The 15352-nt window shown below is 70.8% G+C and carries 13 protein-coding genes; 9 read left to right on the forward strand and 4 right to left on the reverse strand.

What is annotated here, in order from left to right:
* Positions 1-269 precede the first annotated feature (269 nt).
* Entirely contained in the window at positions 270-617 is a 348-nt protein-coding gene (locus tag OGH68_RS22715) for a DoxX family protein (RefSeq protein ID WP_264246752.1), read from the forward strand.
* An 85-nt stretch (positions 618-702) separates the two neighbouring features.
* Here the strand turns inward: OGH68_RS22715 and OGH68_RS22720 are convergent, their stop codons facing one another.
* Complete coding sequence (locus OGH68_RS22720; RefSeq protein WP_264246754.1) at positions 703-1095, reverse strand: hypothetical protein; 393 nt, start codon at positions 1093-1095, stop codon at positions 703-705.
* A gap of 200 nt (positions 1096-1295) precedes the next feature.
* Here OGH68_RS22720 and OGH68_RS22725 point away from each other — a divergent pair, with 200 nt between their 5' ends.
* The 4 genes from OGH68_RS22725 to OGH68_RS22740 all read left to right on the forward strand — a co-directional run bounded on the left by OGH68_RS22725 (position 1296) and on the right by OGH68_RS22740 (position 5533).
* On the forward strand, positions 1296-2246 hold the full coding sequence (locus OGH68_RS22725; RefSeq protein ID WP_319020235.1) for a L,D-transpeptidase family protein: 951 nt from the start codon (positions 1296-1298) through the stop codon (positions 2244-2246).
* A 3-nt stretch (positions 2247-2249) separates the two neighbouring features.
* Positions 2250-3449, forward strand: coding sequence for an SMI1/KNR4 family protein (locus OGH68_RS22730; protein ID WP_264246756.1), 1200 nt, complete (start codon positions 2250-2252; stop codon positions 3447-3449).
* A 291-nt stretch (positions 3450-3740) separates the two neighbouring features.
* Positions 3741-4472: an RNA polymerase sigma factor gene (locus tag OGH68_RS22735; RefSeq protein ID WP_264246758.1), complete on the forward strand. Its 732-nt coding sequence runs from the start codon at positions 3741-3743 to the stop codon at positions 4470-4472.
* On the forward strand, positions 4472-5533 hold the full coding sequence (locus OGH68_RS22740; RefSeq protein ID WP_264246770.1) for a hypothetical protein: 1062 nt from the start codon (positions 4472-4474) through the stop codon (positions 5531-5533). The genes OGH68_RS22735 and OGH68_RS22740 overlap by 1 nt, the downstream gene beginning before the upstream one ends.
* Before the next feature lie 219 nt (positions 5534-5752).
* Here the strand turns inward: OGH68_RS22740 and OGH68_RS22745 are convergent, their stop codons facing one another.
* Positions 5753-6616 carry a L,D-transpeptidase family protein gene (locus tag OGH68_RS22745; protein WP_264246772.1) on the reverse strand — a complete coding sequence of 288 codons (864 nt, stop codon included), beginning with the start codon at positions 6614-6616 and terminating at the stop codon, positions 5753-5755.
* A 238-nt stretch (positions 6617-6854) separates the two neighbouring features.
* On the opposite strand from OGH68_RS22745, the gene OGH68_RS22750 reads away from it, so the two are divergent.
* Both OGH68_RS22750 and leuE read left to right on the forward strand, forming a co-directional pair.
* Positions 6855-8435: a methylmalonyl-CoA mutase gene (locus tag OGH68_RS22750; protein WP_264246774.1), complete on the forward strand. Its 1581-nt coding sequence runs from the start codon at positions 6855-6857 to the stop codon at positions 8433-8435.
* A 43-nt stretch (positions 8436-8478) separates the two neighbouring features.
* Positions 8479-9126 carry a leucine efflux protein LeuE gene (leuE, locus tag OGH68_RS22755; RefSeq protein ID WP_264246776.1) on the forward strand — a complete coding sequence of 216 codons (648 nt, stop codon included), beginning with the start codon at positions 8479-8481 and terminating at the stop codon, positions 9124-9126.
* Between the two features lie 15 nt (positions 9127-9141).
* Here leuE and OGH68_RS22760 read toward each other — a convergent pair whose 3' ends face one another.
* Positions 9142-10263: an acyltransferase family protein gene (locus OGH68_RS22760; protein WP_264246778.1), complete on the reverse strand. Its 1122-nt coding sequence runs from the start codon at positions 10261-10263 to the stop codon at positions 9142-9144.
* A gap of 222 nt (positions 10264-10485) precedes the next feature.
* On the opposite strand from OGH68_RS22760, the gene OGH68_RS22765 reads away from it, so the two are divergent.
* Entirely contained in the window at positions 10486-11946 is a 1461-nt protein-coding gene (locus OGH68_RS22765) for a glycosyltransferase family 29 protein (protein WP_264246779.1), read from the forward strand.
* Positions 11943-14276, forward strand: a complete 2334-nt coding sequence (locus OGH68_RS22770; RefSeq protein ID WP_264246780.1) for a glycosyltransferase — start codon at positions 11943-11945, stop codon at positions 14274-14276. The genes OGH68_RS22765 and OGH68_RS22770 overlap by 4 nt, the downstream gene beginning before the upstream one ends.
* A gap of 73 nt (positions 14277-14349) precedes the next feature.
* Here the strand turns inward: OGH68_RS22770 and OGH68_RS22775 are convergent, their stop codons facing one another.
* Positions 14350-15333, reverse strand: a complete 984-nt coding sequence (locus tag OGH68_RS22775) for a class I SAM-dependent methyltransferase (protein WP_264246782.1) — start codon at positions 15331-15333, stop codon at positions 14350-14352.
* Positions 15334-15352 lie beyond the last annotated feature (19 nt).

The raw sequence follows: 15352 nt of genomic DNA on the forward strand, positions 1-15352 counted from the left end.
GGACCGTGTGGAATCCAGCACAGCAGCGGGGGCGCGGGACGGGCAGTGCCCGTCGCCGACTGTTGCCCTCGCATGACACAGCGATGACGCCGCCCGCACGTTCGGGACCGGACGGCGTGAATTCCGCCGCTGCCGACCGTCCCGTGTGACGACCGTCCCGCAGCCCGGTCCCGGGGCCGGTTTCCGGGCGCCGTCACATTTGCTCGCCCTGGCGTGTCAGTACGGGTGACAGAGCAACGGCACACGCCACGTCCGATGGGAGCACCCTCATGTCCACCGCCTACGTCGTCGTCACCCTGATCGCCGCCGCCATGGTCGGCTTCTCCGCCGTCTCGGTCTTCCTGCGCGCCAAGTGGGTCGTGCAGCCCATGGCGGACTACGGCGTGCCCATGTCCTGGCTGCCCTGGCTCGGTACGGCGAAGGCCGCGGGCGCGGTCGGTCTGGTGGTCGGCCTGTTCGTGCCGTTCATCGGCGTCGCGGCCGGAATCGGCCTGGTGCTGTACTTCACCGGCGCCGTGGCCACCGTGATCCGCGCCCGCTGGTACGCGCACATCCCGTTCCCGCTGGTCTACGCGGCCCCGGTGGTCGCGGCCCTAGCCCTGGCCGCCGCGTCCTGAGCCGCGCGACCAGCGACGCCGCGTGAGCATCCCCCGCTGACCGGCCGGGCAGCGGCGGACGCTCACGCGGCGTCGGGTGGGGGGATCAGCCCAGTTCGACGCGTTCGCCGGTGTGTTCCACGGTGGTGACGGTGGTGCCCGAGGTGGAGGTCCACGTCGTGCGCGGAGTGAAGTGGCCCGCGGACAGGTCGTCCTGGGTGACGACGTGGTACGGGAAGGCGCAGGTGTACGAGGCGTCCGGCGCGAGCGTGCGCCAGCGGCAGTTGCGGATGTCGGTCTTCGGGTCGAAGTCCTCGAGGTTGCCGCTCGGCACGACCGTGGTGGCGGCGACCGAGACGTTGGTGACGGTGTACGTGAAAACCAGCTTGTCGCCGGCCTGGTATCTCTCTGTCTGCGGGTTGGTGAGGGTGCCGCCGGTGACGAGGTCCCAGAGGAAGCCCCTGTGCCGACGAGTGTCCGGCAGACATTCGCCAGCCATTCGCCAGTCATTCGGCGGGCGTAGGGCGGGCATTCGGTGGGCGTACGGCAGGCGTACGGGAGACGTTCACCTCGCAGGCCGTGCGATGTGTCCGCAATGTCCTGTGCCTGGATTTCGGCCACTGCGGCGATGTATAACCGGCCCGCCTCGAAGCGCGGCCCCGTTCTGCCGCGCCGTTCCGACGAGCCAAGGAATCCCCTGTGCTGCGTTCCCCCCGTAAGTTCCCGTCCGTGCTGGCCGTGGTCGGTGCGATGTCGCTCGTGTCCGCCTGCGGAGGGGGAGGCGAGGAGTCGGCCGGTGCGGCCGCGTCCGTCTCGCCGGAGGCCGTGAACGAGGCCGGGGCCGAGGCCGGTTCGTCCGCGTCGCCGAGCGCTTCGGCCTCGGCGTCGGCGTCCGCGTCCCCGTCGGCATCCGCCTCCCCGTCCGCCTCCGCCTCCGCGAAGGCCTCCGGCGGGGCGTCCCCCAAGGCGACCGCCACCGGATCGGGCCAGGGCAGCGGCAGCGGCAGCGGCGGGAGCGGGTCCGGCAGCTCCGAGCAGACGGGCGCACCCGCCGCGCCCGACTTCCCCGTCCCGGTCGAGGTCGGCAACGCGACCCAGGTCATCACGGTCAAGGCGAGCGGCTCGTACGCCACCGTCACCGCCTGGCAGAAGGGCTCGTCCGGCTGGAAGGCGCAGTTCTCCACGAGCGCCGGCCGGGTCGGCTCGAAGGGCGTCGTCCCCGGCTCGACCCGTCAGCAGAGCACGTACACCACGCCGTCCGGGACGTACACGATCACCGAGGGCTTCGGTGTGGAGTCCAGCGGTACCGCCATGCCGTACACGAAGGTCAACGACAGCCACTGGTGGGTCCAGGACCCGGAGTCGAAGTTCTACAACTCGATGCACACCGAGGAAGGCGCGGACTTCCCGCTGACCGAGTCCGGTGAGCGCGGCAGCGAGCACCTGATCAACTACCCGACGCAGTACGCCAAGGCACTGGTCATCAACTTCAACCGCTGGCCCGCCGTGCCCGGCCGCGGCGCCGGGATCTTCCTGCACGTGAACGGCAGCGGCGCGACCGCCGGCTGTGTCTCCGTGCCGCGCGCGACGATGGAGCGCTTCATGGGCTGGGTCCAGCCCTCCGCCCACCCGCGTATCGCGATCGGCTGACCCGTGGCGCTCCCTTCCGTCTCCTTCCTGACGGCGCTCCTCGACGCGTCCGCCCCCGAGCCGGTGCCCGTCGAGTGGGACGCGGTCGAGGCCTGGCTCGGTGTACGGCTGCCCGCCGACTACAAGGCGCTGGCGGCCTGCGGTCCGCTCGACATCGGTGAATTCGTCTGGCTGCACGTCCCGTGCACTGAGGAAGGCCGCTTCGACTACGGCTCCTGGCTGAAGTCGACGCACCGGCACTGCCGCATCGACTCGCGGAACGCTCCGCCGCACGAGCCGCCCGTCTTCAGGCCCGCGCCGGGCGGGCTCCTGGCGCTGGGCGAGACCAGGGCCACCAGCTGCCTGTTCTGGGACACTTCGGCGTCCGACGACCCGGACGAGTGGCCGGTCGTCATCTTCCATCAGGACGCGGTGCACCAGGGGGTGAACCCCTGGCTCGACTACGGGATGCCGCTGGCCGAGACACTGGTCGCGCTGCTGAGGACCGGGCTTCCGCTGCCCGGCGGCGGTGCCCTGGGGCCGCTGCCCGCCACTGTGCGGCGCACGGCCTACCTGACAGAAGCGTCGCCCTGGACGCCACCCGGACCGGGCGGGTCCCCCGAGGCGGAGGCGCTTCGCCGGGCCGCGCTGACGCAGGGGAGCGGGCTGGAGGCGCTGCGGACGCTGCTGCCGCCGCCCCCGGAGCCGTACCTCGGCGACGCCGACTGGGAGTGGGTGGCCGAGCAGCTCGGTACGCGGCTGCCGGCCGAGTACGTCGAGCTGATGGAGGCGTACGGCGGCAGCACCTGGCTGGGCTGGCTGAACCTGCCCGCACCGCTGAACACCGGGCCCGGCGGGCTGGTGGCCGAGCAGTGGTACCGCGACGCCTACCGTGAGCTGCGGGAGCAGTTCCCCGAGTACCAGCCCCTTCAGGTCTGGCCGGAGAAGGGCGGCTTCCTGCCCTTCGCGTCGACCATCGACGGTGACCAGATCTGCTGGCTGACCGAGGGCGACGACCCGGACGCCTGGCCGCTCATCGTCGTACCCCGCCACGCCGACCAGGGCGACCCGTTGCCGCAGGGGCTGACGGACACACTGCTGGAGTGGTTGCGCGGCCGCTTCCGCGCGGAGGGCTTTCCCGGCCTCGACGTGGACGACGACCCGCTGGAGTTCATCGAGCTGGTGCCGTGGGCGCCGGACGCGACCGATGCCGGAAGCGGATGACCCGCACGCGTCGCCGGCGGTCGCCCGGACCGGTCCGGACATGAAGGACGACCGGGGCCGCCACCCCCCACAGGAGAGGCCCCGGTCGTCGTTCGTGCGGGGTCCAGTAGCACCCCGTACTACTCTCAGCGCCGAGAGTGCTTTTTCTGTCACACCGTGCGCCGGGTCCCAAAGTTGTTGCAAGTTGTACAAGACGTGGACGCGGAGCAGGGAAACGACGTAGCGTGCTGCTTCGCGCAGCGACGCGCGGCAGTGATGACCAGCTGCGGTTCAGAACGACGGGTTGAGGTAGTGCTGGGGGACGACGCGGAGCTGACCGCCGCCGTGCTCGCGGCTCAGGCCGGGGACGAGAACGCGTTCCGGACTGTGTACCGCGCCGTGCATCCGCGGTTGATCGGCTATGTGCGCACGCTGGTCGGCGAGACCGATGCCGAGGACGTGACCTCGGAGGCGTGGCTCCAGATCGCCCGGGACCTCGATCGTTTCAGCGGCGACGCCGACCGGTTCCGCGGCTGGGCCGCGCGGATCGCCCGCAACCGTGCGCTTGATCACATCAGGATGCGCGGCCGCCGGCCCGCCGTCGGCGGCGACGAGACCGAGCTGACCGGCAGGCCCGCCGACTCCGACACCGTCGACGAGGCCATGGAGTCCATCTCCACCAGCCGCACCATGGCGCTCATCGCACAGCTGCCGCAGGACCAGGCGGAGGCCGTCGTGCTCCGGGTCGTGGTCGGCCTCGACGCGAAGAGCGCGGCCAAGACCCTCGGCAAGCGGCCCGGCGCCGTGCGGACCGCCGCCCACCGTGGCTTGAAACGGCTGGCGGAACTGCTGGGAGCGGAGGGTGTGACCGCCCTCGACAACGCCGGCGAAAGCGACTCCGACACCCCGCTCGGGGCCGGGGAAGGCCCGGCGGAGACGGCTCCGGAGCTCGGTGGGCTGCCCTCCCAGCGCGACTCGCGTCCCGGTGCGGCGGCACCCGCCGGTGTGACGCATTCACGTCTGCGGACGCAGAAGGACATGTGATGGCCGACGAGCGGTACGAGTGGCTCGACAGTGACGCGGCGGAGCGACTGCTGCGTGGAATGCCTGTCGATGCCGCGGACGAGCGTGCCCGCACCGACGCCGCCCGGCTCGCCGCCGCTCTGGACAGCGCGGCCGACTCCGGCCACCGGTACGACGACGGTGAACTTCCCGGCGAGGCGGCCGCGATGGCCGCCTTCCGCAAGGCGAGGGCCGACGTGACGGCCCCGGGTGCCGCGGCCGGCGCCTCGCTCGGAACCGTACGGGTCGCCCGCGCCGCACGCCCGGGACGGGGCCTCGGGCGCCCCTTCCGCTTCGGTGTCGCGACCGCGCTCGCGGGCTGCGCCATCGGCGGCGTGGCCGTCGCGGCGGGCAGCGGCGTGCTCCCCTCCTTCGGCGACGAGCGTCCGACGCCCGCGTCCTCGGTGTCTGCCGTGGCGACGCCCGGTCCGGTGGCCTCGCCGACGCACAGCGGGCCCGGGACCGGCTCGCCCTCATGGTCGCCCGGGGCGACCGGCACACCGCCGGTCGCGCCGCCCGCGCCCGGCGGCACGAGCCCGTCCCCCGGCGGTACGGGCATGCCTGCTTCCGGCGGGACGGTCGGCGACGGCGGAACGGCGCCGGGCGGCGACGACCTCGCCAAGGACAGCGAGCTGTACCGCAAGACCGTCGACGCCTGCCGTGACTACCGCAGCGGTCACATCGCCAAGGACAGCAGGCGCCGGCTGGAGGCCGCGGCCAAGGGTCCCGGGCGCGTGGAGCGGTTCTGCGACCAGCTGCTGGGTGGCGGCTCCGGTGACGGCGGCTCGGCCGGTTCCGAAGGCTCGGGCGGCTCGAGCGGCTCCGGCGGCGGCGAGGGCGGCACCGGCGGCAAGAACTCCGGCGGCGCCGGCGACCGCTCCGTCGAGGGCGACGCGGACGGCGACGCGGACGGCGACGAACTCGAGCAGCTTCCCGCCACCCCGCCGGTCTCCTGGTCGCTCACCCCTGAGCCGACGGCCGTGACGTCGCCGTCCGTCAGCCCCGCTCCCACTCTGTCGCTTGCCGCCGTACAAGCCTTCTGACCTGCGGTTCTGCGGGGCGCATCGTCGAGTGTGACGTTTTTTCGGGCTGCGGCGCAGTAGAGAGTGAGCCGACTGGTCATCGGCGGCGCGACGAGCCGGGGTTCCCCCCGTACCTACGGCTCAGCGCAAATGGCGCGGGCGGGACACGTTCCCCCGGTCCCGCCCGCGCCCTTCTTCTCACTTCTTCTGTTCGGCCCGCGTCGCGGCCAAGGCGGCCCGTCACCAGTAGACGACGACCTTGTCGCCGGTCCGCACCTGGTCGAACAGCGCGGCGATCGCACCCTTGTCCCTGACGTTGACGCAGCCGTGCGAGGCCCCGTTGTAGCCCCGGGCGGCGAAGTCCGAGGAGTAGTGCACGGCCTGGCCGCCGCTGAAGAACATCGCGTACGGCATGGGCGTGTCGTAGATCGTCGAGACGTGGTCACGGGACTTCCAGCCCACGTTGAACACGCCTTCGCGGGTCGGGGTGTACTGCGACCCGAACCGCACGTCCATCGTCGACAGCACCTTGCCGTCGATCATCCACGACAGCGTGCGCGTGGTCTTGCTGATGCACATCACCCGGCCCGTCATGCAGCGCGGGTCCAGCTTCGCCTTGGGCTTGTTGACGTCCTTGCCGTCCAGCTCGGCGCGTGTCGGCTCCGTCGTCATGCCGAGCAGCCGCTGCCAGGTGACGGTGTCCGTGCTGCCGGTCACGGGAAGGCCGCGCTTGCCCTGGAAACCCTTGACGGACGCGGTGGTGACCGGTCCGTAATTGCCCGTCGGCCTGTCGTCGAACCAGCCGATCTGTGCCAGCCGGGCCTGCAGCTCGCGCACCTGCTCGCCCTTGGCGCCCGGGGCCATCAGCACCTTGGGCGCGGGCGCCTGAGTGGAAGGCGACGGCGAAGGCTTCTTCGACGGCGCGGCCGACTCCGACGCGGACGGCGTCGGGGAGGGAGCCGACGGCGCCGGTGCCGCGCTCGGCCTGCTGTCGGTGGTCGGTGCGTCGGTCGCGGCCTCCGCCTTGCAGCCGGCCGTCACCACTGCCACGAGCAGCGCGGCCACGGCGGCCAGCGTTCTCGTACCGGCACTCTTGTCGAACATGTCGCCCCCCACGGGTCATCTGTGTACTGATGAGACAGATTCCCGTCCGGCCCGGTTGCACAATCCCGCGCATCATGGCGGTAACGGTTGGGCGACGCGGACGAAACGGACCACGTCACCCGCCTACGGCTTGTGAGCAAGGTCCCAGCGTGTGGCACTCCAACCGCCGGGCGCCCGCCGCTACAGTCCGTCGCAGAAGTTGTTACCTGTCAGTAGGTCCAACGGGAGGCACAGTCACATGGCGCGCGAGTCCGAGTCGGGACTGCCCATCGAACCGGTCTACGGTCCGGCCGACCTGACGGGCTGGGACCCGGCCGAGAAACTGGGCGAGCCCGGTGAGTACCCCTTCACCCGTGGCGTCTACCCGACGATGTACACCGGCCGGCCCTGGACGATGCGCCAGTACGCCGGTTTCGGTACGGCCGTCGAGTCCAACGCCCGCTACAAGGAGCTGATCGCCCACGGCACGGCCGGCCTCTCCGTCGCCTTCGACCTGCCGACGCAGATGGGCCACGACTCCGACGCCCCCCTCGCGCACGGCGAGGTCGGCAAGGTGGGCGTCGCCATCGACTCGATCGACGACATGCGGGTGCTGTTCGGCGGCATCCCGCTGGACAAGGTCTCCACGTCGATGACGATCAACGCCCCCGCCGCCCTCCTGCTGCTCCTCTACCAACTGGTCGGCGAGGAGCAGGGCGTGCCCGCGGACAAGCTCACCGGCACCATCCAGAACGACGTGCTCAAGGAGTACATCGCCCGCGGCACGTACATCTTCCCGCCCAAGCCGTCGCTGCGGCTGATCGCGGACATCTTCAAGTACTGCAGGGCCGAGATCCCGAAGTGGAACACGATCTCGATCTCCGGCTACCACATGGCCGAGGCCGGGGCCTCACCCGCGCAGGAGATCGCCTTCACCCTGGCCGACGGCATCGAGTACGTCCGCACCGCCGTCGCCGCCGGGATGGACGTCGACGACTTCGCACCCCGGCTGTCCTTCTTCTTCGTCGCCCGCACGACCATCCTCGAAGAGGTCGCCAAGTTCCGCGCCGCCCGCCGGATCTGGGCCCGGGTGATGAAGGAGGAGTTCGGCGCGAAGAACCCGAAGTCGCTGATGCTGCGCTTCCACACCCAGACCGCGGGCGTGCAGCTCACCGCCCAGCAGCCCGAGGTCAACCTGGTGCGCGTCGCCGTGCAGGGCCTCGGGGCGGTCCTCGGCGGCACGCAGTCCCTGCACACCAACTCCTTCGACGAGGCCATCGCGCTGCCGACGGACAAGTCCGCCCGCCTGGCGCTGCGCACCCAGCAGGTCCTGGCGTACGAGACGGACGTCACCGCCACCGTCGACCCCTTCGCGGGCAGTTACGTCGTCGAGAAGATGACCGACGACGTCGAGGCGGCGGCGCTGGCCCTGATGGAACGGGTCGAGGACCTCGGCGGCGCCGTCAACGCCATCGAACAGGGCTTCCAGAAGAACGAGATCGAGCGCAGCGCCTACCGCATCGCCCAGGAGACGGACTCCGGCGAACGCGTCGTCGTCGGTGTCAACCGCTACACGCTCGACACCGAGGAGCCGTACGAGCCGCTGCGCGTCGATCCCGCGATCGAGGCGCAGCAGGCCGAGCGCCTGGCGAAGCTGCGCGCCGAACGCGACCAGGGCGCGGTGGACACGGCGCTCGCCGAACTCAAGAAGGCGGCGGCGGGCACGGACAACGTGCTCTACCCGATGAAGCAGGCGCTGAAGGCGCGCGCGACCGTCGGCGAAGTGTGCAACGCGCTGCGCGAGGTGTGGGGGACGTACGTCCCGACCGACGCGTTCTGAGACGAATGGGCGGAGTGTCGCACCCGTGTGCGACACTCCGCCCATGCTGGGTGTCATCGATCTGCCGACCTATCTCGCCGGCCTTGTCCTGATCATTCTGCTGCCGGGGCCGAACTCGCTCTACGTGCTGTCCGTGGCCGCCCGCCGCGGTGTGCGCACGGGTTACCGGGCCGCCGCGGGCGTGTGGTGCGGCGACACCGTCCTCATGGTGCTCTCCGCCGCGGGCGTGGCCTCGCTGCTGCAGGCGAACGCGCTGCTGTTCGGAATCGTGAAGTTCGCGGGTGCCGGATATCTGACCTGGCTGGCGATCGGGATGCTGCGCGCCGCCTGGTCCATGTGGCGCACGCGGCGTGAGCGGGTGGCGGACGCGGTCGCCGACGTCCCGGAGGGGGAGCGGCCGTTCCGCCGGGCGTTCGTGATCAGCCTGCTCAACCCGAAGGCGATCCTGTTCTTCATCGCCTTCTTCGTGCAGTTCGTCGACCCGGCCTACGCGTATCCGGCGCTGTCGTTCACGGTGCTCGGCTCGCTGGCGCAGCTGGCCAGCGTCCTGTACCTGACGCTGCTGATCTTCACGGGCACGCACCTCGCGGCCGCGTTCCGCCGTCGGAAGCGGCTGTCGGCGGGCGCGACGTCGGCGGCGGGCGCGCTGTTCCTCGGCTTCGCGGTGAAGCTGTCGCTGGCGGGCGCGTAGCCTCCCGGGCCCTGCTCAGCGCGTTCTGGACAGGGCCGCCCGCAGCCGCGGGGTCAGTGGCTTCTCGACGCAGCGGTGCAGCAGCCAGGCCAGCAGCAGCATCGAGACGACCGTGAGCACGAAGGTCTCCGCCGACGCCAGGCCGAGGCCGCGGTGCAGTGCGTGGATCACCACCCAGCCGAGATGCTCGTGCACCAGGTAGAACGGATACGTCAGCGCGCCCGCCACCGTCAGCCAGCGCCAGTTCAGCCGGTTCAGCCACCCCAGCGCGATTGCCGCGACCGCCACGAAGCCGAGCGTCACCACCAGCACGATCCCGAGCGACGTCCGGTTCGAGAAGGCGTCCGGGCTCGGCGCGCGCCACAGCTCCCGGACCACGTAGTGCTGGCCGATCAGCCAGCTCACGCCGACGATGCCCCAGGCGTACGCGTCCCGGCGGTCCCGGTGGACGAGGTAGAGGCCGATGCCGCCCACGAAGAACGGCGCGTACTGAGGCATCAGAACGAGGTCGAGCAGCGGCTCGTCCACGCCCTGGGCGATCGCCGCCGCCAGCATCCACAGCGCGCAGAACAGGATCACGCGACGGCGGTTCGCTCCGGGCAGGACCACACAGAGGGCGAACAGCGCGTAGAAGCGGATCTCCGCCCACAGGGTCCAGCACACTCCCAGCACCCGGTCCACGCCGAGTGGCTGCTGAAGCATCGTGAGATTCACCAGGGCGTCGCTGGGGGAGACCGCCTCGTAGGCGACCACCGGCAGCGCGAACACCGCCGTGACCAGGAGGACCGCCGCCCAGTAGGCGGGCAGCAGACGGGAGGCGCGGGAGGCGAAGAACGACCTCAGCGGCCGGCCCCAGCCGCTCATGCAGATCACGAACCCGCTGATCACGAAGAAGATCTGCACACCCAGGCAGCCGTAGGAGAAGAAGGCGTGCAGCGTGGGGAACTGCACCTTGGGCGAGCTTCCCCAGGCCTCGGTGACGGCACCGCCGCGACCGCCGTAGTGATACGCCGCGACCATGAGGGCGGCGACCAGGCGCAGCCCGTCCAGAGCACGCAGCCGCGTTTCACGGCGGGGCTTCGCGGAGTCCTGTCGCCGGGTGGCATCGGGCGCCGGGCGGGCGATCGTGCTGGTCAAGGAAATCCCCTGCGCTCATGGTCTGCCGTGGAATCAACAGCACGCTAGTCCGATTCGCAGGCGCCACCCGGCCCACAGGCCAACGATTCCCCGTTCGGAAGCGACGAGTTCACCTCGTCGTCGTTTTGGCTTCCTAAATTCTCCCGGAAACCCCCCACGCAGAAGAAATCGCAACCGACGCCGTCGCGGAGACGGCGACCGGTTCCGCACATCAGGAGTGCCATGACGACGGTCCAGAACAGGCGGGCACGTGCGCGGGGAGGGGAGCTGGACGACTGCTTGCGCGCCTGCGCGGTGCACAGCGGCAAACTCGTCGGCAGTGTCGACCGCCGCCGCAGCGAACTTGCCGAACAGCTCAGGAAGTTGCTCGTCATGTGCACCAGCCGTTCCGCGGCTGCCCCGGCGCCCGCCCCGGGAGGCGCCGCCGCGCGGCTCAAGCGGGCCGTGAAGGGCGCGCCGGCACCGGCCTCCGACCTGTCCAACGAGATGCTGGACGCGCTGCTCGCCGTCGCCAACAAGGCCCTGGAATGCGGCTACGACGACGAGCTGAACCTCGCGCTCGTCATCAGCGACACTGTCCTGGAGCAGCGCAGGAACTCCCGCGCCGGCTGGCGGCTGCGCGCCCGGCTGCTGGAGGTCCTCGGCGACGAGGCGGAGGCCGTGGCGGCCTACGAGCGCTACCTGAGTCTGACCGACGACGACGGATTCGGTGTCGGTTCGAAGATCGCCGGACTGCGCGCCGCGGGAGAGAAGGAGCAGGAGCTGCTCGCCCTGCTGCTGCGCCAGTGCCCGCGCGCCGAGGCGTTCGCCCGCGGACCCGCCACCGACGTCTGGGCCGAGGGCCTGGCCGCGCACGCCGTGGGGGACTGGACCGAGGCGGAGCCGCGCATGGTGGGAGCGCTCCTGGCGCTGGCCGCCGGGCAGGAGCCGGTCGCCGACCGGCAGGAACTGCTCAGCCAGTACCTGGAGTTGCGCATCGCACGTGGCGACGGCCTTCCCGCACTCACCGAGGCCCTCGCGCTCTACGCGGAGCAGCGCCGCAACCGGATGCGCGGTCCCGTCGCCGACCCCACCGTCGGCGGCGTGAAGTGGATCAGCCTCGGCGAGTTCCGCAACCTCATCGCCGGCAAGTCCGTCTGCCTCGTCGCCAACTCCGGCCGCGTCGGAGCGAGTGGTCTGGGCGCCGAGATCGACGCCTACGACCTGGTGGTGCGCTTCAACTCGTACCGGATCGACCCGAAGCACACCGGCAGCCGCACCGACATCCACGCCACCATCCACAAGCACGGCTTCAACTGGGACCAGCCGGTCACCACCCGGCTCGTCTTCGGCGGCATCTCCGGCGACTGGAAGTACTCCCTGCGCAACCGCCTGGTGCCCGGCGCCCAGCAGTTCCTCGGCGACGAGTCGCTGCGCTGGCCCGTGCGCAACATCGGCAAGCTCGGCGCCGACGTCTGGTCCGGCATCCCGACCACCGGTTTGAACATGCTGTTCCTGCTGGACTTCCTGGACGTCAGCCCGGCGCTGGACCTGATCGGGTTCGACTTCTACGAGAGCGGCGCGTACCGCGTGCCGGAAGCCATGAAGATGCCCATCACGTCCGTGCACGAGTACACCAGCGAGAAGGAATGGGTCATGCAGCGGGCCCAGCGAGTGACCGACATGAGGATCTCCCTGCGATGACCACGACCTCCCCGGCCCGGGCCACCGCCTCCCCGGCCCCCGTCCCCTCGTCGGACGCGCTCACCGGCAAGCGCCGTGTCGCGTTCGCCTCCTTCGTCGACGAGAACTACCTGCCCGGCTTCCTCGCGCTGCTGCGCAGCCTCGCCCTGTCCAACCCGGGCGTGTGCGAGGACTTCGTCGTCCTCCACGACGACCTGCGCCCCGGCTCGATCGCGCGGATCCGCGCCCTGCACCCGCGCATCGTGCTGCGCCGGGTGAACGCCGAGCACTACGACGCCTACCAGAAGGGCGACCAGGACAACTACCTGGTCCGGAAGGCGTACTTCATCCTCGACGTCTTCCGGCTGCGCGAGTACGACACGATCATCACGCTCGACACCGACATGGTCGTCCTCTCGGACCTCCGTGAACTGCTGCGGCTGCGCGAAGGGCTCGCGGCCGTCCCGCAGTTCTTCTACGGGCAGCACAAGCTCAACTCCGGGCTGCTGGTCATCCAGCGCGAGTACCTCACCGACGCGTTCTGCGCGCGGCTGGACGCCGTCGGACGCAGCGGCGACTACGAACTCGACAAGCACGACCAGGGCATCCTCAACGCCGTCCTCGACGGCGACTTCGTCCGCCTCGACGCCCGCTACAACTTCGTCAAGCGGCGGCTGTCCGGCGATCTGCCCGTGCCGGAGGACACCGCGATCCTGCACTTCACCGGCCGTCACAAGCCGTGGCAGGGCGGCGAGGCCGGATACAGCCGGGCCGAGGACCGCTGGCGTGAGTTCGAGCTGTCGGACGCCGACTTCCACGCCGCCTTCCTGGCGCGGCCCGGCACCCTCCACCACGACCTGCTCGTCCACTACGGCACCCCGCACGTCCGGCGCACCGGCGACGTCGAGAGCGCCCGCAAGGTCGCCGCCGCGCACATCGCGTCCGGCGACTACCAGGACGCGGTCGACATGCTGAGCAGCGTGCACATCCCGCTCGACGAGGCCTGGCCGCACGAGGTTCTCGGGCACGCCCTGATGAGCGTCTCCCGCTACGAGGAGGCGAAGGCCCAGCTGCTGCTGGCCACCGCCGCCCCCAACCGGGCCGCCACCGCCCACGCCCGGCTCGCCCAGATGGCCTGGGTGCACGGCGACAACACCGAGGCACTGCGCCACGCCACCGCCGGTATGTCCGTCGACCCCACCCACCGCGCGAGCCGGCTGTGGGCACAGCGCGCCGCCGCCGTACCCGCGCAGGAGCAGGGCAGCGCCGAGGAGCAGCTGGCGCACGTCGCCTTCTACATGGACCGGCAGGGCAACGCGGGCGACAAGCTGCTTCCGGAGACCGTGCGCCTCGGCTTCGGCACGGACACCACCTCCCGGCGCTGGCACTCCGTCCACGCCCACCGCCTGTTCGACCGGGCGGCCCTGAAGCGGGTCAACGAACGCCGCGGACTGGTCATCGGCGGCGGCGGACTGTTCATCCCGGACACCATGCCCAACGGCAACAGCGCCTGGCAGTGGAACGTGGCCGACGAACAGCTGCGCGGCATCGACGTGCCGATCATGGTGTACGCGGTCGGGTTCAACGCCTTCGACGGGCAGTCCTACCGGGCCGGGCGGTTCCGCGAGAGCCTCAGGCTGCTGGTGGAGAAGTCGGCGTTCTTCGGACTGCGCAATCACGGCTCCATCGCGAAGGTACGGGCCATGCTCCCGGACCATCTGCACGACAAGGTCCGCTTCCAGCCCTGCCCCACCACGGTCAGCCGCCAGCTGGTGCCCGGCTGGAGCGACCCGGCGCACCGCGAGGACACCGTCCTGCTGAACGCCGCGTACGACAGGGCGGGCCTGCGTTTCGGACACGACTACGGGCACTTCCTCGCGGAGATCGCGAAGGCCGTGCGGAACATCGGCGCGCACACCGAGGTCCGGTGTGCGGCGCACTCGCTGGACGACGAGCGGATCGCCTTCGACCTGCGCCGCGAGTACGGCATCTCGCTGCCGGTGATCCCGATGTACGACTTCGACAACGACGCCATTCGGGACCTCTACGCGAAGACCCGCCTGGTCATCGGCATGCGCGGGCACGCCGGGATGATCCCGTTCGGCGTGGGCACGCCGATCATCAGCCTGATCTCGCACCCGAAGATGGCGTACTTCCTCGCCGACATCGAGCGCCCCGAGTGGGGCGTCTCGGTGCACGACCGGAACCTGGGCGCCGTGCTCACCGAGCGGGCCATCGGCATCCTGGACTCCCACGCGGCGACGGTCGCCGACGTCCACGAGCGCCAGCAGACGCTGTGGAAGGTCACCGAGGCGAACGCCTCCGACCTGCGGGCGATCCTCGGGTCGTGAAACGGGTGAGCCCCCGCGGTCCGTTCTCACGGACCGCGGGGGCTCACGCATGCCGGCTCAGCGGCCCACGGCTTCAGCGGCCCACAGCCTTCCTCACCAGCCGGGTCAGACGTGAACCGCCGTTCTCCTCGCGGTCCTGCTCGTACGCCTTGCGCAGCTGCTCGAAGTGGTCGGCGCGGGTCCGGCTCAGATACGCGTCGGAGGTCAGCGGCCTGGCCAGAGACCAGGCCCGCCGGTGCTCGCCGGCGTAGTGGGCGACGTAGGCCTTGGCGAACTCCAGGACCGACTTGAAGGGGATCCCGCCGGTGTGGTCGCGGTCGAGCCGCTCCTGGACCGCGGAGATCAGCGCCAGCTTCTCGTCGACGGAGTACGCGTCCTCCGCGATCCTCTTCAGTACGTCCTCGGGGATCGGCCGGACGACCTCGAAGGCGAGCGTGGAGCGGATCGGCGGCCCGGAGATCTCGATGTACGGCAGCAGCGCGCCCGTGCTGTGGTGCAGCCACGGAAGCCGCGGCCCGGCGAAGTCCTGGTGCAGCACGACCGAGCCCGGCCGCAGCCGGGTCAGGAACCGCTCGGTCACACAGCGGAACACCCGGGCCGTCTTGGCGATGTCGATGTGCAGGAACTCGATCGGGCTGGTGTCCGCCGGGTCGGAGGTCTGCCAGAGGTCCCCGGCATGGATCTCCAGGAACGGCAGGAACGGCTCCAGCCGCCCGCGGAAGTCGTCCAGGAAGGAGTTGTCGCCGGTGGGCTTCGCACCAGCGGTGAAGAACTTTTCCGTGGCGAACGTGCCCTTGCCCACGCGGAAGAAGTCATAGGCGTGGAGCCGCCCCGTACGCTCGTCGAAGACGGGGCTCTCGCGCAGCCCCAGCGCGAGGGCGTACGTCGACCCGCCCCCGCCGGAACCCAGTTCGACCAGCCGGTCCTCACCCGTGAGGTGATGACGTCCCAGCAGGTACAGGAACCTCAGCTCCCAGCTGCTCACCTGGGAGTAGGGGATGGTGTCCGGCAGGCGGACGTCGTCGAGGAGCGGGTAGAGCCGGCCGAGGTTCGTCATGGATGCCTCACGGGTTCGG

This window comes from Streptomyces peucetius (assembly GCF_025854275.1).
In the GTDB taxonomy this organism is placed as follows: Bacteria; Actinomycetota; Actinomycetes; order Streptomycetales; family Streptomycetaceae; genus Streptomyces; species Streptomyces peucetius_A.